Here is a 25,097-nt window from a genome sequence, read left to right as displayed (position 1 = left end):
AAAAATAAGTCTCACCTTACTGTTCCATGCTAGCAATCTGAGACTGTTAGTTGGTGCCAAAAGGGGGTGAGGCACGTGTTGGAAGTAGTGAGTTTTTCGGGTTTCTCGGATCAATCTGGTAACGTTGATCAGACGAATGCAGGCGATGCGGTAAACGCGCGTCGTGGTGGATTTGTACATGGAACAAAAGTTGCCACAACCAGCGGCTGGAAACTGGTGGAACGGATTATCGTCGGTGATCTTGTCCGCACGCTGGACCATGGGTTCAAAGAGGTGCGTCGGGTTTCAACCAGTTGGGTCTCCATCTCGGATGGCGAAACCCGCGCTGAATACCTGCCGATTTTTGTACCGGCGCGGGCGGCGTACAATGGGCGACCTGTCTGGCTGATGCCGGAACAGGGCCTTGCGCTGGACCTCAGCAAAACTGATCCAGAGACCGATGGGTTTTCGATAGTGCCTGCAAGAATGCTCAGCGGCAGATGCCGTCTGACCTCACAGGCGCCGGGACCGTCCCTGGAGGTTAGTACGCTGTTTTTTGACAAGGATGAGGTAATCTTTGTCGAGGGCGGGCTTCAGGCTTATTGCCCGTCAGGCCGCTTCAGTATGCGTACCGAGCCCAATCATCCAAGCTATCAGGTTGCTGAGGAAGATGCCGCAGTGACGTTGATTGAATCAATTGCAAACAGGGGCGATATGTCCGCCCTTGCAAACCCATTGGGTGCACTGCCTGCACCCATCCCGCAGGAACCGATATTCCCCATTCGCCCACCCGCAGGGATCAGGCGACCGGGGCGTCCGGGCAGGCCAGAAGCGCCTGCCTTGTTTCTGCGGTCTGAATGGCAGACCTAACCAAACACCATAACAACGATGCAGGCGCGCGATTTCACGCGCCTGCATCACTTTATTAAGCGGCTTTTGCCTCAGGATCGAAGCGACCGTAGAAGCTTTGACCTTTCTCAGCCATCTCACGCAGTAACGGCGGGCAGGCAAAACGCTCGCCATAGGCGTCGGTCAGCTGGTCACAGCGTTCGGCTGCGTAAGGCGTGCCGATGATGTCCAGCCAGCTGAGCGGGCCCCCGGACCAGGGCGCAAAGCCCCAACCCAGAATGGCGCCAACATCGCCTTCGCGGATGTCTTCCAGAACGCCTTCTTCCAGCGCGCGCACGGCTTCCAGAACCTGAGCGAACATCAGACGTTCCTGCACCTCGATCAGGTCAGGCTGATCTTCGGCCAGCGGATACTGGTCCTGCAGGCCTTTCCAGTACTCGGTGCGTTTGCCCTTTTCGTCATAGTCAAAGAATCCCGCGTTGGCTTTGCGCCCCAGACGGCCCTGTTCTTCCATCCAGAAGATCAGATCATCCGAGGGGCTTTCGGGGTAAGCATTCCCCATCGCCGCTTTGGTGGCACGAGCGATCTTGGCGCCCAGATCAATCGAGGTTTCATCGGTCAGCTGGATCGGCCCAACCGGGAAGCCCAACTGACGCGCGGCGTTGTCGATTAGCACAGGGCTGACGCCCTCGGCAATCATCCGCACACCTTCGTTAATGTAGGGAATGATGCAGCGGTTGGCGTAGAAGAACCGCGCGTCATTGACCACGATCGGCGTCTTGCGGATCTGGCGCACATAATCCAGCGCCTTGGCCACCGCGCGATCACCGGTTTCCTTGCCTTTGATAATCTCGACCAGGAACATCTTTTCAACAGGTGAGAAGAAGTGGATGCCGATGAACTGGTCTGAACGCACCGAGGCCTTGGCCAGATCCGAGATCGGCAGGGTCGAGGTGTTCGACGCAAAGATGCAATCGTCTGGAATGATCGCCTCGACCTTCTTGGTCATCTCGGCCTTGACGCCCATGTCTTCAAAGACCGCTTCGATGATCAGATCACACCCTTTGAGGTGTTCCAGATCGGGTGTGGCGGTGATGTGGCCCAGCATGGCCTCTTTCTTCTCGGCGGTGACTTTGCCGCGCTTCATGCCTTTGTCCAGATAGGTTTCTGTATAGGCTTTACCCTTGTCGGCCGCTTCCTGATCGCGATCGACCAGAACCACTTCCATACCAGCCTGAGCGGACACCAACGCGATCCCCGCGCCCATCATGCCCGCACCCAGAACGCCGATCTTTTTGACTGACTGATCCGGCACGCCCTGCGGACGTACAGCACCTTTTTCCAACGCTTCCTTGTTCAGGAACAGTGACCGGATCATTGCGCCCGAAGACGGGTTCATCAGAACCGAAGTGAACCAGCGCGCCTCGATCTTCAGGGCCGTGTCAAAATCGACCAGCGCACCTTCGTAAACTGCGCTCAACAGAGCCTTGGCCGCCGGGAAGGCGCCTTGGGTCTTGCCGTTGACCATAGCCGAGGCGCCGACGAAGTTCATGAAACCAGCAGGATGGTAGGGCGCGCCGCCGGGCATCTTATAGCCTTTGGCATCCCAAGGTTTGACGATGTCGGCGTCCTTGGCGTTCAGCACCCATTCCTTGGCGGCTGCAACCGGATCGGCTGCGATCTCATCAATGTAGCCTGCGCCTTTCGCCTTTTTGACGTCCAGCATCTTGCCTTCGAGCAACAGCGGAGCCGCGGCAATCGCGCCAACCTTGCGGACCATGCGGGTGGTGCCGCCTGCGCCGGGGAAGATACCGACCATGATCTCGGGCAGGCCGTACTTCGCCTTCGGATTCTCGGCGGCAAAGATGCGGTGCGTCGACAGCGGCAGCTCCATACCAATGCCTGCGGCGGTGCCGGGCAGGGCGGTTGCAATCGGTTTGCCGCCCTTCTTGGTCTTCGGGTCCATACCCGCCATCTCGATCTTGCGCAGCAGGGCATGCATTTGCATCGTGCCCTCGAACAGGCCTTTTGCTGGGTTATCGCCAGCTTGTTCCTTCATAACGGCCAGTAGGTTCAGGTCCATGCCACCGGCAAACGAGCCGTCCTTGCCCGAGGTCACGACAATGCCTTTGACCTCATCATCGGCCAGCGCCTGATCGATGCAGTCGCTCAGCTGTGCCAGCCCGTCAAAGGACATCACGTTCATAGTCTTGCCCGGGACGTCCCAGGTGATAGTGGCGACGCCGTCCGCGTCTTTGCTCAGAGTGAAATCAGTCATTGTCATCTCCAACTTGGTCAGCCGTCAGCGGGCTGCCGTCCTTGCGGGTAAAGCGAAAGCCGTCGGCATCAAACTTCACCATCATGTCTAAGTCGCTGTAATAGCCGGTCTCGGTCGGGGTCCGTGTGCCCACCACTAGAAAAGTCGCGGGCGCATCAGTCTTGTTCACAAGATGATGACCATTGGCCTCACCAGCAGGCCAAGTGGCACAATCTCCGGGCTGCATCTGATGCTCGCCATCATCGTCGATCAGCGTGCAGGTGCCGCTGAGCATGATGGCGAATTCATCCTGTTCCATGTGGTAATGGCGCAGCGAGGACAGGCCCTGCGGCTCCAGTCGCACGATGTTGACCCCATATTGGGTCAGTCCGCCTGCGTCCCCAACGGGCTGAACAAAGCGGCCATCGCCTGCTTTGGCCAGCTTGCCGGGATAGCCCGAACCGCCCCGAAACGGAATCTGAGAAAGGTCCAGCTTAGGCATCAGACGCGCTCGATAATGGTTGCCGCACCCATGCCGGACGCGATGCAGAGTGTGGCCAGACCGGTTTCCTTGTCCTGACGCTCCAGCTCATCCAGCAAGGTGCCGATGATCATTGCGCCGGTGGCACCCAGCGGGTGACCCATCGCGATCGAGCCGCCATTGACGTTCACCAGACCGGGGTCGACATCAAACGCCTGTTGAAACCGCAGCACGACCGAGGCGAAGGCTTCGTTCACTTCGAACAGATCCAGATCGCTGATCTTCATGCCATTGTCGGCGAGAATTTTCTCGGTGACCGGAACCGGGCCGGTCAGCATGATGGTCGGATCGGTGCCAATCTTGGCAGTTGCCTTGATGCGCGCGCGCGGTTTCAGGCCGTATTTCTCGCCAAACTCTTTATTGCCGATCAGAACAGCCGCAGCACCATCCACGATGCCCGAACTGTTGCCTGCATGGTGGATGTGATTGACCCTCTCTAGATGCGGGTATTTCAGCATGGCCACTTTATCAAAGCCCGGCATCTGTTCGCCCATCATCGCAAACGACGGATTCAGCGCACCAAGGCTTTGCATGTCAGTGCCGGGGCGCATGTACTCGTCGCGGTCAAGAATGGTTAAACCATTTTGGTCTTTGACAGTGATGACAGATTTTTCGAAGCGGTTGGCTTCCCAAGCCGCTGCGGCACGTTTTTGCGATTCAACCGCCAGCCCGTCAGCATCGTCGCGGGTGAAGCCATACTCGGTCGCGATGATGTCGGCCGAGATGCCCTGTGGCACGAAATAGGTGTCCATCGCCAGAGTGGGATCAACGGCAATTGCGGCACCGTCGCTGCCCATCGCCACGCGACCCATCATCTCGACACCGCCAGCAATATAGGCCTGACCCGCGCCACCTTTGACCTGGTTTGCGGCCAGGTTCACGGCCTCCATGCCGGACGCGCAAAACCGGTTAATCGCCAGGCCGGGGATCGACTGGTCGAGATCAGATGCCAGAACAGCCGAGCGCGCCAGACAGCCGCCCTGTTCCATTACCTGGGTGACATTGCCCCAGATCACATCCTCGACGGCGTGGCCTTCCAGATTGTTACGCTCTTTCATCGCGTTCAGGGTCAGGGCCGACAGACGCACCGAGGTTACCTCGTGCAGGCTGCCATCCTTGCGGCCCTTGCCGCGCGGGGTGCGCAGGGCATCATAGATATATGCTTCGGTCATGGGGTCTCTCCTTAAGCACGATCCGACGGGTTGCCGGGCATCAGGTCATAGGGGTGTTTCCAGCCGGGCTGCTCGGAAAGACGAGTTAGCCAGGCGTCGATATGAGGCCAGTCGGCGCGGTCAAAGCCGAAAGGTTCGGGATAATACAGATAGCCGCAACAGCTGAGATCGGCGTTGGTCACGCCGTCACCTACGATCCAGTCGCGGCCTTCCAAATGGGTGTTCAGCACCGCGTAAGCCGTCTTTAAACGTCCCTGATTAAAGGCAATAACATCCGGGTTGCGATGTTCTTCGGGCAAGAAGTTGATCAGGAATCGCGTCAATCCGGCCGTTGAGCTGAGCTTGTGGTTATCCCACAATACCCAACGGAAGATGTCATAATTCTCTTCGCGATCCTTGCCGCCAAACCTTCCGGTCTTTTCAGTAATATAAGCTTGAATGGCGCCGGATTGGGTGGTGCGGAAATCGCCGTCGATCATGACAGGCGCTTCGCCCATTTCATTGACTTCAGAGCGGAACTCGGGCGTGCGCGTTACACCTTTGAAGAAATCGACAAAGACTGGTTCCCATTCCAGCCCGGCCAATTCCAATGCCAGTGCTGCTTTGTAGCAGTTGCCGCTTTCGCCGAAACAATGAAGTTTTATGGTCATGCGATTGCCCCTCCCAAGGCGCATGTGGTTCGGTCAGGAATTTGAGTATTTGGAAAAAGATGAAGTGATCACGGTTACTTTTACTTAACCATCCTCTGTTTCTATGGCTTTGCGGTACAGGCTGGAGAGCCGATGACCGCAAAAGGTGAAGTCGTCCCTGTCCTGATGGCGAGTGCGCCCGGTGGCAGGGGCGCATCATGCCTTCATCTTTTCACAAATACTCCCGCCGGAGGCCCCCGGCTGCAAAATTGGGTCCCGTCTTAAGAGCGGCGTTCATTGCTTACCGCTTGCGCGCCTCAAGCTCGGAATTGAAGATGCGTAGGCGGTGGGTCAGGTTCTCCTCATCAATCACGCTGTTGAAATTCTCGAACAGGAAAGACAGGGCTTCACCTTCATCCAGCCCCGCCTCGCGGGCGAACCCTTTGAGTTTACGGTAGCCGTCCTCGGTCATCGCGACGGGAAAACGCCGGGTCAGTCGAAAGCGTTTTGGCATATCTTGTCCTCCGGGAAACTGGGTCCGGGCAATATTGCCCGGACCCAGACTGAGATCAGAAGCTCGCGGCGTCCAGAGCCATGACTGTATCAGCGCCGGTCTGAATGCGCGCCAAATGCATGCCAGTAGCAGGCAGGCGGCGGGCCATGTAGAAACGACCAGTGTTGATTTTGGTCTCGTAGAAGTCCTTGTCCGATGCGTCACCGTCCAAAGCCTGCTGCGCGGCTTTCGCCATTTGCGCCCACATCAGGCCGAGACAAACGTGGCCGAACATGTGCATGAAGTCATACGATCCTGACAGCGCGTTGTTCGGGTTCTTCATGCCTTCTTGCATGAAGTACATGCCCGCCGCTTGCAGGTCTTTGGACGCCACTTTCAGCGGTTCGATGAAGGCCTTGTCATAGGCTTCGTCCTGGCCCGCGTTTTCCTTGCTGAAAGTTTTGACCATGTCGAAAAACGCCATGACGTGCTTGCCGCCGTCCTGCGCCAGCTTGCGACCGACCAGATCCAGAGCCTGCACACCATTGGCACCTTCATAGATCATCGCGATCCGGGCGTCGCGGGTGTATTGTGACATGCCCCACTCTTCGATGTAGCCATGGCCGCCATAGACCTGCTGCGCCTGAACGGTCATGTCATAGCCCTGATCGGTCAGGAAGCCTTTGATGACCGGAGTCAGCAGAGAGATAAGCCCATCCGCATCCTTGTCGCCCGAGCGGTGTGCCTTGTCGATCATGGATGCGCCCCACAGGATGAACGCGCGTGCGCCCTCGGTGAAGCTTTTCTGGTCCATCAGGTTGCGGCGGATGTCTGGGTGCACGATCAGTGGATCGGCAGGGCCATCGGGATTCTTTACGCCGGTCACATCACGGCCCTGCAGGCGGTCCTTGGCGTATTCCACAGCATTCTGATACGCCGCCTCAGCCTGGCTGAGGCCCTGCATGCCCACGCCCAAGCGAGCTTCGTTCATCATGGTGAACATGGCGCGCATGCCTTTGTGCTCTTCTCCCAGCAGCCATCCAGTGGCTTCGTCATAATTCATGACACAGGTCGAATTACCGTGGATACCCATCTTTTCTTCGATATTGCCGACTGAAACGCCATTGCGTTCGCCTAGCGAACCGTCTTCTTTCACAAGGAATTTGGGTACGATGAACAGCGACACGCCCTTGATGCCGTCAGGGCCGCCTGGGATCTTGGCCAATACCAGATGGATGATGTTGTCGGCCATGTCGTGATCGCCGGATGAGATAAAGATCTTTTGCCCGGAAATCTTGTAGCTGCCATCGCCCTGCGGGTCTGCCTTGGTGCGCATCAGGCCCAGATCGGTCCCGCAATGCGGTTCGGTCAGGTTCATGGTGCCGGTCCATTCACAGCTGACCATATTCGGCAGATACTTGTCTTTCTGTTCATCAGTCCCGTGCGCCAGAATAGCTGAGGCAGCGCCATGGGTCAGGCCCTGATACATCACGAAAGCCTGGTTCGCGCCTGAGAACATCTCGCCCACGGCCGTGCCCAGCACATACGGCATGTTCTGACCGCCGTATTCTTCGGGCATGTCCAGACCGGTCCAGCCACCTTCCTTCATCTGTTCGAAGGCATCTTTGAATCCGGTGGGAGTGTAGACCACGCCGTTTTCCAAACGGCAGCCTTCGGTGTCGCCCACCACGTTCAGCGGGTGCAGAACATTGGTGGCAACCTTGCCTGCTTCTTCCAGAACAGCGCCGGTAAACTCGGCCTCCAGATCACTATACCCCGGAATATCCGATTCCGAGATTTTCAGAACGTCATGCAGAATGAACTGCGTATCTTTGATTGGCGCGTTATAAACGGGCATGTGAAGCTCCCTTAATTCATATGTCCGGATGTCAGGCGGGTGAGTTTCTTACTCGGCTGCCTTCTTTTCCTGTTTCATTGAGGCGATGACCTTTTCGCCCCAGCGCAACTGTTCTTTCAGATCGTCGATGGCCTGTGTCAGCTCTTCGCGGCGCGATTCCATGTCTGCCAGACGGTCGCACGCGATCTCGTAAGTGCGCGACATCTGGGTCAGTTGCTGGTCCCCCACATGGTACAGGTCCAGAAGTTGGCGAATTTCTTCAAGGCTGAAGCCGAACCGCTTGCCGCGCAGGATCAGTTTGAGCCGGGCGCGATCACTTTTGGTGAACAGTCGCTTCTGACCCTCACGGATCGGAAACAAAAGTTCCTTGGCCTCGTAGAACCGCAAAGTTCGGGGCGTGACATCATAGGTCTCGCACATCTCGCGGATGGTCATCAGGTCTTCGGTCATTCGTCATACCTTCGTCACTGGCGTCATGAGATATGAGTTGCGCAGTTGGTACGCGTTTTACAACATGAGAGTGACGTTTACGTAACTCAGACGCTACGTCATTTCAAAGTTGACGTAACATCCGAACGCGTAAGGGGCGCAAGGCGCAATTTTATTTCCGTAAGGTAAGGCGAAGAATAACGTCCGATTTGCGTATCAAAACGGATTTTTAGTGCTTCAGCCTGTTGGGTCTGACTGAAATTCAGTTTGAAAGGGCGGGGTCAGTTCAGTAGTTTTACCGTCTGGTCGCGCAGGTGTTTCAGTTCACCCATTGCTTCATCCAGTTGCTGTCGCTGTTGACGAAGCTCTTCCATTTGGCGATCTGCCATTTCGATAAACGTCGCCATCTGGGCCTGATTGCCCTGATCTTCGTAGATCAACAGCCACTGACGTATCTCTTCGAGCGGAAAGCCGAATTTACGGCCGCGCATGATCAGCTTCATGCGCGCGCAATCCCGCGCGCCATAAAACCGCGAACGACCCTCACGGTCGGGCTGCAATAACTCGATATACTCGTAGTATCGCAGGGTGCGCGGAGTTACGTCGAACTCTGCGCACATCTCTTTGAATGACAAACGATTGTCGGACATTCCTGGTCTCCTCGACCGCAACCTAGGGCGTCGTGACGGCAAGCGCAACAGCCGGGCTTGCCCTTTGCTTGGACCGCGGCTCATAAAGGGGGGCACGACAACAGGACACACTTCCATGGTCGACAAGACAGTACTCGCCCGGCAGTTCATTGAGGCGATCCCGCACGCAAGGGCGCTGGGCCTGAAGCTGAAGCAAATTGGCGCAGGTGAGGCCGAGATCACCATGCCTTACAACGAAGATCTGATCGGCGACCCGCGTACCGGCGTGATCCATGGCGGCGCGGTGTCGACGATTCTGGACACATGTTGCGGTGCGGCGGTGATGAGCCATCCTTCGGCCCCCGGCGGAACGGCCACCATCGACCTGCGCATCGACTATATGCGTGCGGCGACACCAGGTCAGACAATCACAGCGCGGGCCAGTTGCTATCACATCACGCGCAACGTAGCGTTTGTGCGCGCGACGGCTATGGATGATGATCACGATCGTCCAGTGGCAACCGCCTCGGGGTCATTCACGGTTGAGGGGAAATAACATGGCGCGACCTCGTCCTGAACCGATGCAGGTGGTCAAGCAACGGCGCGATGCTGCGCTGCACGCTTTGGTCGGCGGCGTACCCTATATTCGGTTTCTCAACATCAGCTTTGATCGGCGCGGGGATGAACTGACCAGCGTTCTAAACTTTGATGACAAGCTGATTGGCAACCCGTTGTTGCCCGCTATCCATGGTGGCGTAACGGCTGCGTTCCTTGAGGTTACGGCCGTCATCACTCTGAGCTGGGAACACTTGTTTCCCCGCATCGAAGGCGGTGAGATCGATGCAGATGCTATCGTGACAGACGACAGCATCCGCTTTCCGAAGACCATCGACTTTACCGTGGATTACCTGCGTTCAGGCCTGCCGCGCGATGCTTATGCGCGGGCCTTCATCAGCCGGGCCGGGCGCCGCTATGCCTCGGTCCGGGTCGAGGCCTGGCAGGACAATCACGCCAAACTGTTTGCCCAAGCGACCGGTCATTTCCTGATGCCGCAATCCCCGTCGGCCAAGGGCTGATCATGCAGGACGCCTCGGCGCCCATCACGCACAGACGGGTGCTGAAGATCGCTGTTCCGATCGTGCTGTCCAATGCCACAGTGCCTATACTTGGGGCTGTGGACACGGGCGTCGTCGGCCAGTTGGGTCAGGCCGCCCCGATCGGAGCGGTCGGCATTGGCGCTGTAATCCTGTCCACGATCTATTGGATATTCGGGTTCCTGCGCATGGGGACCACGGGCATGGCCGCGCAGGCGCGTGGGGCAGGGGACACGGTCGAAACCCGTGCCTTGTTGATGCGCGGACTGTTGTTGGGTGGTGCGGCAGGGCTGTTCTTTATCCTTACCCAAGTGGCGGTCTTTGCCGGTGCTTTTGCATTGTCTCCAGCCAGCCCCGAAGTCGAGGCGCTGACCCGCACCTATCTGGAAATCCGGATTTGGGGCGCACCTGCCACCATCGCGCTCTATGCGGTCACCGGGTGGTTGATCGCGGTCGAACGCACGCGCGGTGTTTTTGTTCTGCAGATATGGATGAACGGCCTGAACATCCTGCTGGACTTGTGGTTCGTGTTGGGTCTGGGCTGGGGTGTCGAAGGTGTCGCTGTTGCCACATTGATGGCTGAATGGACCGGATTGGCCCTTGGGGTGTGGCTGTGTCGCGACGCCTTCGAAGGCAGGCTGTGGTGTGACTGGGCGCGCATTTTTGACGCGGCTCGGTTGCGCCGGATGGTGCAGGTCAACGGCGATATCATGGTCCGTTCGGTATTGCTGACCGGATCGTTCACGACTTTTTTGTTCGTTGGGTCCGATTTGGGCGACATCAATCTGGCAGCCAATCAGGTGCTGCTTCAGTTTCTTGAAATCACGGCGTTCGCGCTCGACGGGTTTGCCTTTTCCGCCGAGGCATTGGTGGGGAGTGCCGTGGGCGCGCGGGATCGCTATCAACTGCGGCGCGCGTCCATTATGGCGTCGCAATGGGGTGTTGGCGGTTCCGTGTTACTGGGCGCGATGTTTTTCATCGCAGGGCCTGCACTGATTGATCTTATGTCAACCTCGCCGGAGGTGCGTGAAGCGGGGCGAGAGTTCCTGTTCTGGGCGGCTCTTGCGCCAGTGGTCGGCGTGGCAAGCTGGATGTTCGACGGTATCTACATCGGCGCGACCTGGACCCGCGCCATGCGAAACGCGATGGTCCAGTCGGTTGCCATATACGTCGTTGCCTTGTTTGTCCTGGTGCCCGCCTTCGGCAATCACGGACTGTGGGCCGCGTTGATGGTTCTGAACATTGCGCGCGGCGTCACGTTGGGATGGCGCTACCCAAAGCTTGAGGCACAGGTGGCTTAAACCAACGCCAGCAGGTTTTCCGGCGGACGTCCGATAGCGGCTTTGTCGCCGGAACGTGCCAAAGGTCGTTCGATCAGGATCGGATTGTCGGCCATGGCACGGATCAGATCTTTGTCTGGTGTTGCTTTGGTCAGGCCCAGTTCCTTGAATCGCTTTTCGCCCGTGCGCATCATCTCGATTGCGGTGACGCCCAGCAAAGATTGTACCGCGCGAAGCTCATCCTTGGATGGGGAATCTTCAAGATATTTGCGCAGCTTGAGTTCGGTGCCAGCCTTTTCCAGCAACGCCAAACCAGCCCGTGATTTCGAACAACGTGGATTATGCCAGTATTCAATCAAAGCCAGTCCTCTCTTTTACTGCCCACAGCTTGTGTCACAGTGTCGAACCCATCCCGGGCCAGCAGGCGATCCAGACCTTGCGCGATTTCAGCAGCCAGGGAAAGTCCGCCATAAACCATCGCGGTATAGAACTGCACAGCCGACGCGCCAGCGCAGATCTTGGCATAGGCTTGCTCGGCGCTGCTGATGCCTCCGACGCCGATCAACGGGACATCTTCGTCCATCAGTTGACTCAACTGGGCTAAAACACGGGTGGATTTTTCGAACAGCGGCGCGCCGGACAGGCCGCCTGCCTCGTCCTTGTGTGCGCTGCGGAGCCCGTCGCGCGACAGGGTGGTGTTGGTGGCGATTACCGCGTCCACCTTGGTCTCGCGCGCGACTGCGGCGATATCTTCCAACTCGGTTTCGGACAGATCCGGCGCGATTTTGAGGAAAATCGGCAGAGGTCGAGGCAACGCGTCACGGGTTTCGGTAACCCCGTCCAACAAGGCGCTCAATGCAGCTTTACCTTGCAGGTCGCGCAGTTTCTCGGTGTTGGGCGAGGACACGTTGACCGTTGCAAAATCCAGATACGCCGCACAATGAGCCAGCACCTTGGCGAAATCACCCGGTCGGTCGTCGCTGTCTTTGTTTGCACCCAGATTCAGACCGATAACTGCGTCCTTGGGGCGATCCGCCAACCGTCGGGCCATCACGTCCATGCCTTCATTGTTGAAGCCAAAGCGATTGATTGCCGCGCTGTCCTCGGTCAGCCGAAAGAGGCGCGGTTTGGGATTGCCCGGTTGGGGACGCGGAGTGACCGCACCCACCTCGATAAATCCGAACCCAGCGCGAGACAGAGGGGTCAAAACCTCACCGTTTTTGTCGAACCCGGCCGCCAGACCGACGGGATTCGGCAGATCCAGACCCGCGACACGGGTGCGCAGGCGCGGCGATGTCACTGGTCCCGGCGCAGGCGCCAAGCCGGCTTTCAAAGCCTTGATTGACATCCCGTGCGCGGTTTCCGGGTCTAAGCGGTGCAATGCTGCAAGCCCAAGCTTCTCGATCAGGTTCATCCGAATGTTCCCCCACCTTGGGCGGCGCCACAGCGGATCAGGCGCGATGTTTCAACAGCAGCCTGACGATGCACAACTGCGGCGCGATAGGCCGGGTCCGTCACCATTTCCAGAAATGCGTGTGCGTCGGGATAGCGGGCTATGAAAACCTGATCCCATGTCTCATCTGCTGGTCCGATCAGCGTCGTTTGAAATGCACCGCGCCACAAGATCGATGCCCCCAACCGAGCAATGATCGGCGCGGTTTCAACGCCATAGTTGCGATAGGCCTGCGCCCCGGTCAGATTGGCGTTCGCCAGATCATGATCCGCTAGGTATGCGGCCTGATCGCGGAACTTCACCAAATTGAGCATTTCAATGGGCTGATCCCGATCCAGCGTTTTGAAGGTCTCGAACTGGGCGCGGTCCGGGTCGATATAGGCTGTCATACCATCTCCTCGGGGAATTGGTGCCTTTGACCGTCAAAGGGCAGGGGACGAGACCAGATCACATCAGTCACACGGATCTGACGATAAAGGTGCGGGAATAATGCGCCCCCGCGCGAGACTTCCCATTTCAAAGCATCGCCCATGGTATCCGCCGCGCAGGCCAGCAGAGTTAGCCCCTCGGCCCCGGCAAAGTGCTTGGCGGCGGTCTCAGCGGCTTGTTCGGCAGTCGAGAAATGAACGAACCCGTCGGTTACATCGATCGGTGCACCGTCCGAGGCACCCTCGGACTGGAGCCTGGCCCATTCGTCGGCCCGAAAAATCTTGTAGATCAGCATGCGCTCGTGATGCCCCGCGCAGCGGTAGGAATCAAGCCGGATTTCCCCCTTTGACTCTTTCCTGCCATCGGCGCACGATCTGGGCAAACAACTACAGGGAGTTCCATAATGCTGACCCGATTTCTAGCCTCGGTCGCCGTATTGGGCCTGACCGCAGGTATCGCGGCTGCCGACTACAAACTGACCGTTCTGCACACCAACGACTTCCATGCGCGCTTTGAGCCGATCAACAAATACGACAGCGGTTGTGGTGCCGAGGACAATGCCGAAGGCAAATGTTTCGGAGGGTCCGCGCGTCTGGTGACCGCGGTAGAAGAGGCGCGCAGCCGGGCCGAGAACTCAATCCTCGTGGACGGGGGCGACCAGTTCCAGGGATCGTTGTTCTACACGTATTACAAAGGCAAGGTTGCTGCCGAATTCATGAACAAGCTGGGCTATGACGCCATGACCGTGGGCAACCACGAGTTTGACGATGGTCCCGAAGTTCTGCGTGGCTTTATCGATTCTGTCGATTTCCCGGTGCTGATGTCCAACGCAGATGTTGCTGACGAAGAGCTGCTGACAGACAAGATCAAGAAATCGGCGGTTATTGAAGTTGGTGGCGAACAAATTGGCCTGATTGGCCTGACACCCATTGATACGCACGAGCTGGCCTCGCCCGGTCCCAACGTCACCTTTTCGGACCCGGTTCCCGCCGTTCAGGCCGAGGTGGACAAGCTGACTGGCGAGGGCGTCAACAAGATCATTGTGCTCAGCCACTCGGGCTATGGGGTTGATCAGCGTGTGGCACAGGAAACGACAGGTGTGGATGTCATCGTCGGTGGGCACTCGAACACTTACCTGTCCAATGTTTCCGATAAGGCGGCGGGGCCGTACCCGACAGTCGTCAACGGTGTTCAGATCGTGCAGGCCTATGCGTATGGCAAGTTCTTGGGTGAGCTGAACGTGACGTTCGATGACGATGGCAATGTCGTTGAAGCGTCAGGTGAACCGCTGATCATGGACAACGCCGTGACCGAAGATCAGGCATCACTGGATCGGATCGCAGAACTGGCGGTTCCGCTGGACGAAATCCGCAACAAGGTTGTGGCCAATTCAGCCGACGCGATAGAAGGCGACCGTTCTGTTTGCCGCGTGCAAGAATGCGCAATGGGTAACCTTGTCGCCGACGCCATGCTGGCGCGGGTCGCTGATCAGGGTGCTCAGATCGCGATTGCGAATTCGGGCGGTCTGCGGGCCTCGATTGACCCGGGTGAAATCACTATGGGCGAGGTGCTGACCGTCCTGCCGTTCCAGAATACCCTGTCAACGTTCGAGATCAGCGGGCAGGGCGTCATTGACGCTCTTGAGAACGGTGTCAGTCAGGTGGAAGAGGTCAAAGGTCGCTTTCCGCAAGTGGCAGGTCTGACTTTCGCATGGGACGCTGCGGTTGCACCGAATGAAGGCCGTGTCAGCGACGTGATGGTTGCCGAAGGGGATGGCTTCGTGCCGATCGACCCAGCGGCAACTTACCTTGTCGTCACCAACAACTATGTCCGCAACGGTGGAGACGGATATAAAATGTTCGAAGGCGACGATAAGAATGCCTATGATTTCGGCCCTGATCTGGCGGATGTGACCGCCGAATATCTTGCTGAAAATGCACCCTATCAGCCTTATCTGGATGGGCGCATCAAGCAGAAGTAATCCGTGCAGCGGATACAATAGAGGCCGCATCAACGATGCGGCCTTTTGTGTCGACGAACGGGCCGTGGAGACATGCGCCTGAGATGGCGATCACCAGGTGATTCAGGGACAATGTGCGGGCGCTTTGCAATAACCCTTCAGAATGATCCTTTGGCGCAGATGTTTGAGGCCCGGCCGGCAAATGCCTTGCCAATGGTGCCGAATTACAATGTCTGCCCGACAAATCAGGTGCATGTGGTGCGGTCAGGTGAGAATGGGCGCAAGTTGGATGCGCTGCGATGGGGATTCCTGCCCCATTGGTACAAGTCGGAAAAATCAGGGCCGCTACTGATCAACGCGCGGGCGGAGACGCTTGCGGACAAACCCGCCTTTCAGGCAGCCTGTCGCGCGCGTCGCTGCCTTGTTGTAGCAACCGGGTTCTATGAATGGACCACGTCAGACCAAGGTGCACGGCTGCCATGGTATATTCACCGGCAGGATAACGCCCCCATCGCCTTTGCCGGTGTCTGGCAGGATTGGGGGCTCGAATCCGAGCGGCAAGGCACATGTGCAATCGTCACCACAGCGGCAAACCAGCGGCTGAGCGCAATTCATCATCGGATGCCCCTGATCCTCGAACCCGCAGATTGGCCTCTTTGGCTTGGTGAGGCGGGACGGGGGGCTGCGCGTTTGATGACACCCGGGGCCGAGGATGTATTGGCTTTCCATCGGACTGGCCGTGCCGTGAATTCCAATCGGGCCAGTGGGCCGGATCTGATTGAGGCATTGGTATCTTAAATACTGACAGACTTTCCTTCTTCGGTGGCGCAGGCTAGATCACTGGTATGGCTTTAAAATTCAACAATCTGCCTGATTTGTATGCCCATGACTTCGATATGGTGATCGACGTGCGCAGCCCGGCGGAATTTGCCGAAGATCACTTGCCCGGCGCGATCAACCTTGCCGTTCTCGACAACGAAGAACGGGCGCAGGTTGGCACGATATACGTGCAGGAAAGCTCGTTTCTGGCGCGCAAGCTGGGTGCGGCGCTGGTGTTTCGAAATGCGGCCAATCACATCGAAAACAGCCTGAGCCATCATGAAGGCGGCTGGAGACCATTGGTTTATTGTTGGCGCGGTGGACAACGATCGGGGTCTTTCACGTGGATGTTGCAACAGATTGGTTGGCGGGCCGAGGTGGCCGAGGGCGGCTATCGCACCTACCGGCGGTTGGTGAAAGCCTACCTTTATGACGATCCTTTGCCGCATCAGTTGATCGCGTTGGATGGGTATACCGGGACGGCCAAGACCGATCTGCTGGCCCATCTGCAGGCGCGTGGTGTTCAGGTTCTGGACCTAGAAGGGTTGGCCAATCACCGTGGGTCGTTGCTGGGAGAGAGGCCAGGAGGTCAACCCAGTCAAAAAGCATTCGAATCCGCGCTGTCTGCTGAACTTTGTACTCTGGATACATCTCGCCCCGTGGTGGTCGAGGCGGAATCATCCAAAATCGGCAATTTGATCCTGCCTCCCAGCCTTTGGAGTGCACTGCGCACAGCCCCCCGAGTTCAGATCACCGCTTCGATTGCGGCCCGTACGGCCTATTTGGTTCAGGCCTATGACGACATTCTGTCCGACGGAGATCGCCTGCGCGAGCGTTTGTCGCCCCTGCGGGCTCATCGTGGGCATGAGGTTGTGGATGGATGGTTGCAGTTGATCGACGCAGGTGAAAAACAAGCCCTTACGCAAGCCTTGATGGAACAGCATTATGACCTGGCCTATAGCAAATCCCGCCGGGCGCAGTGTGCAGACGTGCTTGCAAAGATAGACGTCGCGACATTGGATCGTTCCGGGTTAGAGCAGGCGGCAGCGCAGATCGAAAAACTGCTCGATCAGTTCTGAAGGCGTAATCCCGGCTTGTTGGTAAGATGGCCGATAATCGCCGCAGGATAACCCGCTTGGTTGAGTTCCCGTAGCAATGCGTCAGCCTCGTTCGCATCGACGGCTGCCAGAAGGCCACCCGCAGTCTGCGGATCAAACAGAAGATCGGCTCTACCCCCCGAAGGGAGATCCGGCGCAATGGCTCTGTTGTCGTTGTAAATCGTGGATCGGACCCCCTGCCTACTTAGCTCCAGCGCGCCGTTCATCACGGGGACAGCTTCCAGATCCAGGGTGGCTCCGCAGCTTGATGCCTCGCACATACCTTGCAGGTGGCCAGCCAGGCCGAACCCGGTGACGTCTGTCATCGCATGAGCCCCGCGTAGACTACGGGCCGCTGCGTGTTGTGGCTGGATCATTTGCCGGAATGCAGTCGCGACACTAGCCCCATCCGCCTGACCGGCCATTTCGGCCGCCATCAGCACACCGCTGCCCAAAGGCTTGGTCAGAAGCAGAACGTCGCCCGCATGCCCACCGGCAAGCGTGATCGGATCATCCTCGCACAGGCCTGTCAGAGTAAATCCGATGGTCATTTCGTCGCCCAGCGAACTGTGCCCGCCGACGATTTCAGCGCCTGCCTCACGAATGACCTCGTTCGCGGTCTTCATGATTTCGGTCATGGTGCGGTGCTGCAGCTCGGCGGACATTCGGGGCAGAATGATTGTTGCGGTCGCGGCCTGAGGTGCAGCCCCCATGGCCCAGATATCCCCCAACGCATGCACGGCTGCGATACGGGTCATCAGCGCTGGATCGGTGGTGAAACTGCGCAGATGATCCGATGTAATGACCTGCCGTGCGTTACCTGTTTTCAATAAGGCGGCGTCATCTCCGGGCAGGGCGGTGACATCCGCCCGCATGGGTGCAGGTAAGGTGCGTAACGCAGATTGTAATGCGCTGCGCCCAACCTTGGCACCGCAGCCGCCGCACATGGGTTTGTCACCCAACGCCTCTTGCAGGCCTGCCGCATGCTCGCGCGGCAGCGCCGCCGGGCGCATTTTCGGCAGGTCACGGAACTTGTTCATGAATTTCTGGTCGATGTGGTTTTTCCAGTTCCACATCAACGGGCCGCTGAGTGACGTGCCCAAACGCTCGGCCAGTGCAGATTTACCACCTAACGAGATCAGCTTGAGGTAATCTTTCTGCGGCACATACCGTCGCATTTTTCCGGCACCCAAAGCCGCACGGAGATTGTCAAATAGGATCGGGGCCTCGCGTACGGCGTAGACACCGGCCTTGGGGCGGGGGTTTTCCGTCAGATGTGCGCAATCCCCGGCAGCAAAGATCGCCGGATCACTGGATTGCAGATACTCGTTCACCCGGACATAGCCATCGTGAAGGTCCAGCCGGGTTGCCGCGACCCAGTCGTAGGCGCGCGCGCCGGCTGCTCCGGTCACAAAGGCCGCCGGAATCTGGCGACCATCTTCCAGCTCAACATGGTCTTGGGCTATTCGTGTTATTGCGATTTGCTCGATGACATCGATCCCCAGATCGGACATCGCGCGCCGGATTGTTGCGGCAGCCTTGGGTTTGGTCGCGGTGAGGGCAGGGCCATTGTCAATCAAAGTAACCTGCGCCGCACGTCCTTTGGCCTTCAACGCATGCGCCATCGCCATGACCAGCTCAACACCCGCAACCCCGCCTCCGATCACAATGACCGAAGTTGGGTCACTGCCCTCCAGATGTGCAGCCCACCGTGCGGCGAATGGGCCCAGCGGTTTGGCGGGAACGGCATGCTCGGCAAAACCGGGCATGGACGGCATGTCCGAAGTAATCCCAACATTGACCGAGGCCACATCGAACGCCACAGGCGGTCGCCCGGGCACAAGAACTTCGCGCTGGGTCGTGTCGATCCCTTCAACGGAACCAAGAATAACCCGGGCACCAGCAAAACGCGCCAGTTTCACCAGATCGATGTCCAGCTCTTGACGCTTATAATGTCCGGCTACAAATCCCGGCAACATCCCGGAATACGGCGCGGTCGGGCCGGGGTTGATCACCGTCACACGTGCGCCGGGCAGCGGGTTCATACCCCATTTTCGCAATAGCAATGCGTGGGTGTGACCCCCGCCAATCAAAACCAGATCACGGGTCAGGGGCAACGGAGGTGTATGCATAGGGTTCAGTTCGTGCTGTGGTCAGGGACGTCTTCGACCTGCTCGATCGCATGGGTGGCCCAAAGCTCATCCTCGCCTGCGTCGGGCAGATCGCTGGGCAGTTCATGACGGTGAATGTGCCATTTGGCAATGAACAGGGCCGTGATCGGCGCGGTCAGGAACAAGAACAGGGTGATCAGCAGCTCGTGCAGGGACAGGTGATGCTCGATCATGACCGAATGGAAGATCGAGGCCAGCAACACGCCGCCCACACCCAGAGTCGTCGCCTTGGTCGGCGCGTGCAGGCGTGACATCGGGTCCTTCAGCTTGATCATCCCGAAAGAGCCGACAAAGCCGAAAATGCCCGAGACAATCAGGAAAAACGCGATCAAAAATTCGAAGATGGATGTCATACCGCCCTCACTCGATGATGTTGCCGCGCAGCATAAAGCGCGCATAGGCAACGGTTGAGACAAAGCCCAGCATGGCGATGATCATGGCGGCTTCGAAAAAGATCTCGGTCCCCTGATCCAATCCGTAGAGGATCATCAGGGCGATGGTGTTGATGACCATCGTATCCAGCGCAAGAACACGAGTGCCGACGCCGTCGGCGGTGATGATCCGCCACAGGCACATCATGATCGCCGCACCGAAACAGGCGAATGCAAACCAAATCGCATACATGATCATTCGAAAATCTCCTTCAGACGTCGTTCATAGCGCTGCTTGATCTCGTCTCGTACGGCGTCTGGATCTGGGGCATCCAGGCAATGGACCAGCAGATTGTGGCCTTGCGCGGACAGATCGCAGCTGACAGTGCCCGGGGTCATCGTGATGGTGCCTGCCAGTACAGTGATCGCCTCGGGCGTGCGCAATTCCAGCGGGATGCAGACCCAGTTGGGCTGGCGGTCTGCGTCGCGTTTGAACAGGATGATCCGGGCAACGGTGATGTTGGCCATCACGATGTCCCACAGCACCACCAGCATATATTCCACGATCATCGGCCAGTTACGCAGCTTGGGGCGGTCCGGCCAATAGGGTTGGGTGATGAAGGGAATGATGATTCCCAGGATCAAACCAAAGACCAGTGAGTTCAGCGAAAGTTTGTTCGCCAACAAAATCCAGACCAGCGTCAGCAGAAAGGTCAGATGGGGGTGCGGGAAAATACGGCGTAGCAGTTTCATCACTCTTCACCTCCCAATACGGCAGAGATGTAGTGTTCGGGCGTGAACAATTGCTCTGCGGTCTTGCTTGTGTATTCCAATGCGGGTCCGGCAAACAGGGTCAGCGCGATCAGGCCGGCCACAACCCCGAATACGGCTGTGAAGGCTAAGCCGGGTTGCGGCTCTGGGGCTGGTGCGACTTCCCTGTCTTCCGGATCGCCTTCGGAAAGGAACTGAACATCATGGCTTTTCCAAAAGATCAGTGACCCGGCGCGCGCCAACCCGATGATGGTGATAAAGGATCCAATCAGGATCACCGCCCAGGCTGCGTTGGCGTTGGGTGCATCGCGGGCGGCATCCAGAACCAGAAGCTTGCCGACGAAGCCTGACAATGGTGGCATCCCGGCCATCGCGATTGCCCCCACAAAGAACAGGGCAGAGATGAGCCCACCTTGCGGCATAGGCGGTTTGGGTGTGATCGCACCGCTTCGTCGTTCCATAACCAGATCGGCCACGAGGAACAGTAGAGCGGTCGCCAATGTCGAATGGAAGACGTAATAAAGCGCGGCTGCTGTGGCCTCGGGCGTGAACAGTGAGATGGCGATCAGCAAAGTCCCCATCGAAGCGATTGCACAGAATGCCACCATTCGCGCGATGTGCTGTGAACCAAGGATACCGATTGCCCCAACTGCAAGCGTCAGTAGCGCGGCAGGTTGCAACCAGTCGCCCACCAGCCCCTGCGTTGCTTCGACCTCAGGACCGAAAGCCAGCGTGTACATCCGCAGAATCGAATAAGCGCCGACTTTGGTCATGATCGCAAACAGCGCCGCCACTGGCAGAGGTGCATTGGCGTAGCTGGCAGGCAGCCAGAAATGCAGCGGCAGAACGGCGGCCTTGATACAGAAGACCAGCAGCAACAGCACAGCGCCCACCCTTAGCAGAGCGGTATCTTCCGGCGGCAGCTCTGCAACCCGCACGGCGATATCGGCCATGTTCAGCGTCCCGGTCACGCCATAGAGCGTACCCAGCGCAAACAGAAACAAGGTCGAGCCGAGCAGGTTGTAAGCAACGTATTGCACACCGGCCTTCAACCGGACCGCGCCCCCGCCATGGGTCATCAGACCGTATGAAGCGATCAGCAAAACCTCGAAGAAAACAAATAGGTTGAAGGCGTCGCCGGTCAGAAACGCACCACACACGCCCATCAACTGAAAATGAAACAACGCGTGGAAGTGTTTGCCACGGTTGTCCCATCCGGTTGCAATCGCATAAAGGACGATGGGCAAGGCCAGCAGGGCCGTCAGTAAAACCATCATGGCGGACAGTCTGTCCAGCACCATGACGATGCCAAACGGGGCAGGCCAATCGCCGAGTTCATAGACCTGAATATCTCCGCCCGCAGCCTGCGCCGTGATTGTCAGTGCAATGCCCAGCAACGCGACAACGCCCGCGACCGAGAAGATACGCTGCAGATCAAGGTGATAGCGCAGGACCATGATGATGAACGGAGCCAGGATCGCAGGAAGAACGATCGGCGCAACGATCCAGTGGTTCATGCGTCTTCTCCCGGCGCGTCCACGCAGTCTTGCGCGGTCATGTCGATATGGTCATCCTTTGAGGACAAATAGGCGCTGAGCGAGATCATCACGATCACCGCTGTCATCCCGAAAGAGATCACGATAGCCGTCAGCACCAGCGCTTGCGGCAACGGGTCGGTATAGGGTACGTCTTCGTACTTGTTCAGAACCGCAGGCGCATTCAGGGCCAGCCGTCCGGTTGCGAACAGGAACACGTTTACCGCGTAGGTGATCAAGGACAGGCCCAGAATGACCGGGAAGGTCCTGCGGCGCAGGATCAGGAAAATCCCGGCGGCGGTCATAACCCCAACGGCAGTGGCGACGAGTGCTTCCATCAGACCTGCTCCTTCTCTTGTTCTTCTTCAGGAGGGTCGTCCCGCAGCGGGTTGATATCCATCGGGAACTCTTGCGCCATGCCGGGCTGCCAAGCAAACCGCGACAGGCTGTCGAGCGCCAGCATGACCGCACCCAGAACCGCAAGGAATACGCCCGTGTCGAACAGCATGGCGGTGGCCCATTCGAACTCTTCCAGCGGTGGCCAGTTGAGGTAACCAAAATCGCTGGTCAGGAACGGGCGGTCATTGAACCAGGCGCCCAAGCCGGTCGCGGCGGCAATCAGGACGCCCCAGCCGATTGTACCGTGGTAATAGAACCGCTGGCGTTCGATGGCCCATGTGTAACCGCTGGCCATGTATTGCATCAGATAGGCGATGGCGACGATCAGGCCGGCGATGAAGCCGCCTCCGGGCTGATTATGGCCACGGAAGAAGATATAGGCCCCGACCATCAAAGCAATCGGCATCATGACACGGGTGACAACCACCATCATCAGCGGGTGTGAGTCGCCCGACTGTGGCCAATGTGGCTTACGGTTCAGCAGGTAGCTGCGGACATTGCTGCTCAGCACCGCCTCGGTCAGGGCAAAGATGATCAGTGCGGCGATGCCCAGAACGATGATCTCACCAAAGGTATCAAAGCCCCGGAAATCAACCAGGATCACGTTGACCACGTTGGTGCCACCACCCCCTTTGTACGAGTTCGCGAGATGGAAGTCAGAGATCGTTGGAAAAGCAAAATCACGCAGCATGATCGCATAAATCAGCGCACCCGTTCCAAGACCCGCCACAACGGAAATCGCAGCATCCCGCCAGCGTCGTCCAGCTGAACTGTCCCAAGGGGTCTCGGTCGGCAGAAAGTTCAGCGACAACAACAGCAGGATCATCGTCACCACCTCGACCGAGATTTGCGTCAGTGCCAAATCCGGAGCCGACAGGTAGTTAAACGCAATGGAAACGATCAGGCCAACGACGCCGATCAGCACCAGTGACAAAAGACGGTTGCGGTGGAACCACATGATGCCCAGCGTCGCGCCAACCAGACAGATCCAGCCGATGATCGGAATGGTCTGCGCGGGCAGTGGCACGCGGGTTACAACGCCAATCGTGCCGGTTGTATAGGCGTAGTACCCCAGCCCGACCGTGAAGGCGACGAAGATGATCGCATAGCGGCTGAGGACACCGTTATGAAGCTCGTCGGTAACCCAACGGCTGAGTTTGGTGCCCGCATTGACAATGGCATCGAAGATCACCTTGGCCTCTGGACGGGGCAGGGCATTCCATACTTGCTCGCCACGCTTGTGCTGCGACAAAAGGAACAGGCCGCCCAGTGTTGCCACTGCGGACATGTACAGGGCGGGCGTAAAGCCGTGCCACAATTTCAGCGAATAATAAGGTAACTTTTCGCCGCCGATTACCGCACCGGACACAACTGCGACCAAAGGGCCGACGACGGCTGCAGAGTACAGGCCAATCAGAACAACCAATACAACGAGGAAGGCAGGTGCCAGCCACAATCCGACCGGCGGGTCATGGGGGTGCGCGGGATAATCGTCGCGCTGTGGCCCGAGGAAAACATGACCCACAAAACGGAAGGAGTAGGCTGCGGAGAACAGCGCCGCCAGAAGTGCCAGTCCCGGCACCAGATAATGCGAATGCAGCCAGGTGGTGTGGACCGTTTCCTCCAGCATCATCTCTTTGGACAGGAAGCCGTTCAATGGCGGCAAGCCCGCCATCGACAGGGCTGCGAGGGTGCCGATGGTGAAGGTGATCGGCATCAGGTGTCGCAACCCTCCCAGCCGTTTGACATCGCGCGTATGGGTTTCGTGGTCGACAATCCCGGCGGTCATGAACAGTGCGGCCTTGAAGGTCGCGTGGTTTATGATGTGGAACATGGCTGCGACAACTGCGATTTTGGTGCCAAAGCCCAGCAGCATGGTCACCAGACCAAGATGCGAAACAGTGGAAAACGCTAACAGCGCCTTGAGGTCGTCCTTGAACAGCGCAATGACCGCGCCCAGCAGCATCGTAATCAATCCGGTTGTTGCGACGATGTAAAACCATGCATCTGTCCCAGCAAGTACCGGCCACATGCGTGCCATCAGGAACAGCCCGGCCTTTACCATCGTGGCCGAGTGCAGGTAGGCCGAAACCGGCGTTGGCGCAGCCATGGCATGCGGCAGCCAGAAGTGGAACGGGAACTGTGCCGATTTGGTGAAACAGCCCAGCAGGATCAGGATCAACGCAGGCATGTAATAGGGCGACGCCTGAATCAGCTCTTTGTTCTGCAAAATGACGCTCAGGTCATAGGACCCAACGATATTGCCGAGGATCAGCATCCCGGCGATCATCGCCAATCCGCCCCCGCCAGTCACGGCCAGCGCCATCCGTGCACCTTGCCGCCCCTCCGGCAGGTGCCGCCAATACCCGATCAGCAGGAATGAACTGAGTGATGTCAGTTCCCAGAAAATCAGCAAAAGCAGGATGTTGTCGGACAGAACGATCCCTACCATCGCGCCCTGAAACAGCAGCAGATAAGTATAGAACTGCCCCATTGGGTCTTCGCGTGATAAATAGAACCGGGCATAGAGAATGATCAGCAGCCCGATGCCAAGGATCAGCAGCGCGAACAGGAACCCCAGCCCGTCCAGCATGAAATTCGCGTTCAGCCCCAGTCCCGGTATCCAATCAAAGCGGGCGGTGACAACCTCACCCCGCATAACCGCCGGGATGTGGATCAGCAGACCAGCCAGCGCCAGAAAAGTGGTCAGCCCCGCCGCCGAGGCTGCTGCGTTACGTCCCGCCCGGATCAGGAGGGCCGGAAAGACAGCTCCGAGGAAGGGAAGGGCCGCGATAAGGAAAAGGGACAAGTGCGGTACTCCGGTCTGGGCGGTCAAAGTGTAAGCAATTTCTAAGGATAATTTATTGACTGTCCAGCTATTG

Annotated in this window: 26 protein-coding genes; 7 read left to right on the top strand and 19 right to left on the bottom strand. The window is 58.0% G+C overall.

Going from position 1 to position 25,097, the window contains the following annotated elements; genetic code table 11:
* Window positions 1-75 precede the first annotated feature (75 nt).
* Window positions 76-849, top strand: coding sequence for a Hint domain-containing protein (locus HW561_RS08475; protein WP_328803266.1), 774 nt, complete (start codon window positions 76-78; stop codon window positions 847-849).
* A gap of 55 nt (window positions 850-904) precedes the next feature.
* Here the strand turns inward: HW561_RS08475 and HW561_RS08470 are convergent, their stop codons facing one another.
* From HW561_RS08470 to HW561_RS08435, 8 genes are all read right to left on the bottom strand, one after another.
* The gene (locus HW561_RS08470) at window positions 905-3,106 is read right to left on the bottom strand and encodes a 3-hydroxyacyl-CoA dehydrogenase NAD-binding domain-containing protein (RefSeq protein WP_176863595.1); all 2,202 of its coding nucleotides are present in this window, start codon (window positions 3,104-3,106) and stop codon (window positions 905-907) included.
* Window positions 3,099-3,587: a cupin domain-containing protein gene (locus HW561_RS08465; protein ID WP_176863593.1), complete on the bottom strand. Its 489-nt coding sequence runs from the start codon at window positions 3,585-3,587 to the stop codon at window positions 3,099-3,101. The genes HW561_RS08470 and HW561_RS08465 overlap by 8 nt, the downstream gene beginning before the upstream one ends.
* Window positions 3,587-4,798 carry an acetyl-CoA C-acetyltransferase gene (locus HW561_RS08460; RefSeq protein WP_176863591.1) on the bottom strand — a complete coding sequence of 404 codons (1,212 nt, stop codon included), beginning with the start codon at window positions 4,796-4,798 and terminating at the stop codon, window positions 3,587-3,589. The genes HW561_RS08465 and HW561_RS08460 overlap by 1 nt, the downstream gene beginning before the upstream one ends.
* A gap of 11 nt (window positions 4,799-4,809) precedes the next feature.
* Complete coding sequence (locus tag HW561_RS08455) at window positions 4,810-5,448, bottom strand: glutathione S-transferase family protein (RefSeq protein ID WP_176863589.1); 639 nt, start codon at window positions 5,446-5,448, stop codon at window positions 4,810-4,812.
* A 280-nt stretch (window positions 5,449-5,728) separates the two neighbouring features.
* Window positions 5,729-5,941: a hypothetical protein gene (locus HW561_RS08450; RefSeq protein WP_005981899.1), complete on the bottom strand. Its 213-nt coding sequence runs from the start codon at window positions 5,939-5,941 to the stop codon at window positions 5,729-5,731.
* A 55-nt stretch (window positions 5,942-5,996) separates the two neighbouring features.
* On the bottom strand, window positions 5,997-7,778 hold the full coding sequence (locus HW561_RS08445; RefSeq protein WP_176863587.1) for an acyl-CoA dehydrogenase C-terminal domain-containing protein: 1,782 nt from the start codon (window positions 7,776-7,778) through the stop codon (window positions 5,997-5,999).
* A gap of 48 nt (window positions 7,779-7,826) precedes the next feature.
* Window positions 7,827-8,228 carry a MerR family transcriptional regulator gene (locus HW561_RS08440; RefSeq protein ID WP_176863585.1) on the bottom strand — a complete coding sequence of 134 codons (402 nt, stop codon included), beginning with the start codon at window positions 8,226-8,228 and terminating at the stop codon, window positions 7,827-7,829.
* Window positions 8,229-8,488: 260 nt separating this feature from the next.
* A complete protein-coding gene (locus HW561_RS08435) occupies window positions 8,489-8,857 on the bottom strand; it encodes a MerR family transcriptional regulator (protein ID WP_176863583.1) in 369 nt (122 codons plus the stop codon).
* 115 nt (window positions 8,858-8,972) lie between these two features.
* Here HW561_RS08435 and HW561_RS08430 point away from each other — a divergent pair, with 115 nt between their 5' ends.
* The 3 genes from HW561_RS08430 to HW561_RS08420 are packed head-to-tail and all read left to right on the top strand — an operon-like array spanning window position 8,973 to window position 11,231.
* Window positions 8,973-9,392: a PaaI family thioesterase gene (locus HW561_RS08430; RefSeq protein WP_176863581.1), complete on the top strand. Its 420-nt coding sequence runs from the start codon at window positions 8,973-8,975 to the stop codon at window positions 9,390-9,392.
* A 1-nt stretch (window position 9,393) separates the two neighbouring features.
* The gene (locus HW561_RS08425; protein ID WP_176863579.1) at window positions 9,394-9,912 is read left to right on the top strand and encodes a PaaI family thioesterase; all 519 of its coding nucleotides are present in this window, start codon (window positions 9,394-9,396) and stop codon (window positions 9,910-9,912) included.
* Window positions 9,913-9,914: 2 nt separating this feature from the next.
* Complete coding sequence (locus HW561_RS08420; RefSeq protein ID WP_176863577.1) at window positions 9,915-11,231, top strand: MATE family efflux transporter; 1,317 nt, start codon at window positions 9,915-9,917, stop codon at window positions 11,229-11,231.
* On the opposite strand, the gene arsC is transcribed toward HW561_RS08420, so the two are convergent.
* The 4 genes from arsC to HW561_RS08400 are packed head-to-tail and all read right to left on the bottom strand — an operon-like array spanning window position 11,228 to window position 13,387.
* Entirely contained in the window at window positions 11,228-11,569 is a 342-nt protein-coding gene (arsC, locus tag HW561_RS08415) for an arsenate reductase (glutaredoxin) (RefSeq protein WP_176863575.1), read from the bottom strand. The genes HW561_RS08420 and arsC overlap by 4 nt on opposite strands.
* Window positions 11,566-12,624 (bottom strand): quinone-dependent dihydroorotate dehydrogenase, encoded by a 1,059-nt coding sequence (locus tag HW561_RS08410; protein WP_176863573.1) that lies wholly within the window; start codon window positions 12,622-12,624, stop codon window positions 11,566-11,568. The genes arsC and HW561_RS08410 overlap by 4 nt, the downstream gene beginning before the upstream one ends.
* Window positions 12,621-13,052 carry a DUF1330 domain-containing protein gene (locus tag HW561_RS08405; protein WP_176863570.1) on the bottom strand — a complete coding sequence of 144 codons (432 nt, stop codon included), beginning with the start codon at window positions 13,050-13,052 and terminating at the stop codon, window positions 12,621-12,623. Before HW561_RS08405 ends, HW561_RS08410 begins: the two co-directional genes overlap by 4 nt.
* Complete coding sequence (locus HW561_RS08400; protein ID WP_176863568.1) at window positions 13,049-13,387, bottom strand: DUF952 domain-containing protein; 339 nt, start codon at window positions 13,385-13,387, stop codon at window positions 13,049-13,051. The genes HW561_RS08405 and HW561_RS08400 overlap by 4 nt, the downstream gene beginning before the upstream one ends.
* A 108-nt stretch (window positions 13,388-13,495) precedes the next feature.
* On the opposite strand from HW561_RS08400, the gene HW561_RS08395 reads away from it, so the two are divergent.
* The 3 genes from HW561_RS08395 to mnmH all read left to right on the top strand — a co-directional run bounded on the left by HW561_RS08395 (window position 13,496) and on the right by mnmH (window position 16,950).
* Window positions 13,496-15,073 (top strand): bifunctional metallophosphatase/5'-nucleotidase, encoded by a 1,578-nt coding sequence (locus HW561_RS08395; RefSeq protein ID WP_176863566.1) that lies wholly within the window; start codon window positions 13,496-13,498, stop codon window positions 15,071-15,073.
* A 111-nt stretch (window positions 15,074-15,184) separates the two neighbouring features.
* Complete coding sequence (locus tag HW561_RS08390; protein ID WP_176863564.1) at window positions 15,185-15,850, top strand: SOS response-associated peptidase; 666 nt, start codon at window positions 15,185-15,187, stop codon at window positions 15,848-15,850.
* A 47-nt stretch (window positions 15,851-15,897) separates the two neighbouring features.
* The gene (gene mnmH, locus HW561_RS08385; protein ID WP_176863562.1) at window positions 15,898-16,950 is read left to right on the top strand and encodes a tRNA 2-selenouridine(34) synthase MnmH; all 1,053 of its coding nucleotides are present in this window, start codon (window positions 15,898-15,900) and stop codon (window positions 16,948-16,950) included.
* Here the strand turns inward: mnmH and selD are convergent.
* From selD to HW561_RS08350, 7 genes are read right to left on the bottom strand one after another with little or no spacing between them, the layout of a single operon-like run.
* Window positions 16,941-19,100, bottom strand: a complete 2,160-nt coding sequence (gene selD / locus HW561_RS08380) for a selenide, water dikinase SelD (protein WP_176863560.1) — start codon at window positions 19,098-19,100, stop codon at window positions 16,941-16,943. The two genes, mnmH and selD, sit on opposite strands and share 10 nt — an antisense overlap.
* A 5-nt stretch (window positions 19,101-19,105) precedes the next feature.
* Window positions 19,106-19,492 carry a Na+/H+ antiporter subunit G gene (locus HW561_RS08375; RefSeq protein ID WP_176863558.1) on the bottom strand — a complete coding sequence of 129 codons (387 nt, stop codon included), beginning with the start codon at window positions 19,490-19,492 and terminating at the stop codon, window positions 19,106-19,108.
* Window positions 19,493-19,499: 7 nt separating this feature from the next.
* Window positions 19,500-19,769, bottom strand: coding sequence for a K+/H+ antiporter subunit F (locus tag HW561_RS08370; RefSeq protein ID WP_176863556.1), 270 nt, complete (start codon window positions 19,767-19,769; stop codon window positions 19,500-19,502).
* Window positions 19,766-20,263 carry a Na+/H+ antiporter subunit E gene (locus tag HW561_RS08365; protein ID WP_176863554.1) on the bottom strand — a complete coding sequence of 166 codons (498 nt, stop codon included), beginning with the start codon at window positions 20,261-20,263 and terminating at the stop codon, window positions 19,766-19,768. Before HW561_RS08365 ends, HW561_RS08370 begins: the two co-directional genes overlap by 4 nt.
* Window positions 20,263-21,798 (bottom strand): monovalent cation/H+ antiporter subunit D, encoded by a 1,536-nt coding sequence (locus tag HW561_RS08360; protein WP_176863552.1) that lies wholly within the window; start codon window positions 21,796-21,798, stop codon window positions 20,263-20,265. Before HW561_RS08360 ends, HW561_RS08365 begins: the two co-directional genes overlap by 1 nt.
* Entirely contained in the window at window positions 21,795-22,154 is a 360-nt protein-coding gene (locus tag HW561_RS08355; protein WP_176863550.1) for a Na+/H+ antiporter subunit C, read from the bottom strand. The genes HW561_RS08360 and HW561_RS08355 overlap by 4 nt, the downstream gene beginning before the upstream one ends.
* Window positions 22,154-25,024 (bottom strand): monovalent cation/H+ antiporter subunit A, encoded by a 2,871-nt coding sequence (locus HW561_RS08350; RefSeq protein WP_176863548.1) that lies wholly within the window; start codon window positions 25,022-25,024, stop codon window positions 22,154-22,156. The genes HW561_RS08355 and HW561_RS08350 overlap by 1 nt, the downstream gene beginning before the upstream one ends.
* Window positions 25,025-25,097: the final 73 nt, after the last annotated feature.

This window comes from Ruegeria haliotis (assembly GCF_013377785.1).
In the GTDB taxonomy this organism is placed as follows: Bacteria; Pseudomonadota; Alphaproteobacteria; order Rhodobacterales; family Rhodobacteraceae; genus Ruegeria; species Ruegeria haliotis.
The sequence above is the reverse complement of the archived record's forward strand: the minus strand, read 5'-3'. Positions and strand labels throughout refer to the sequence as shown.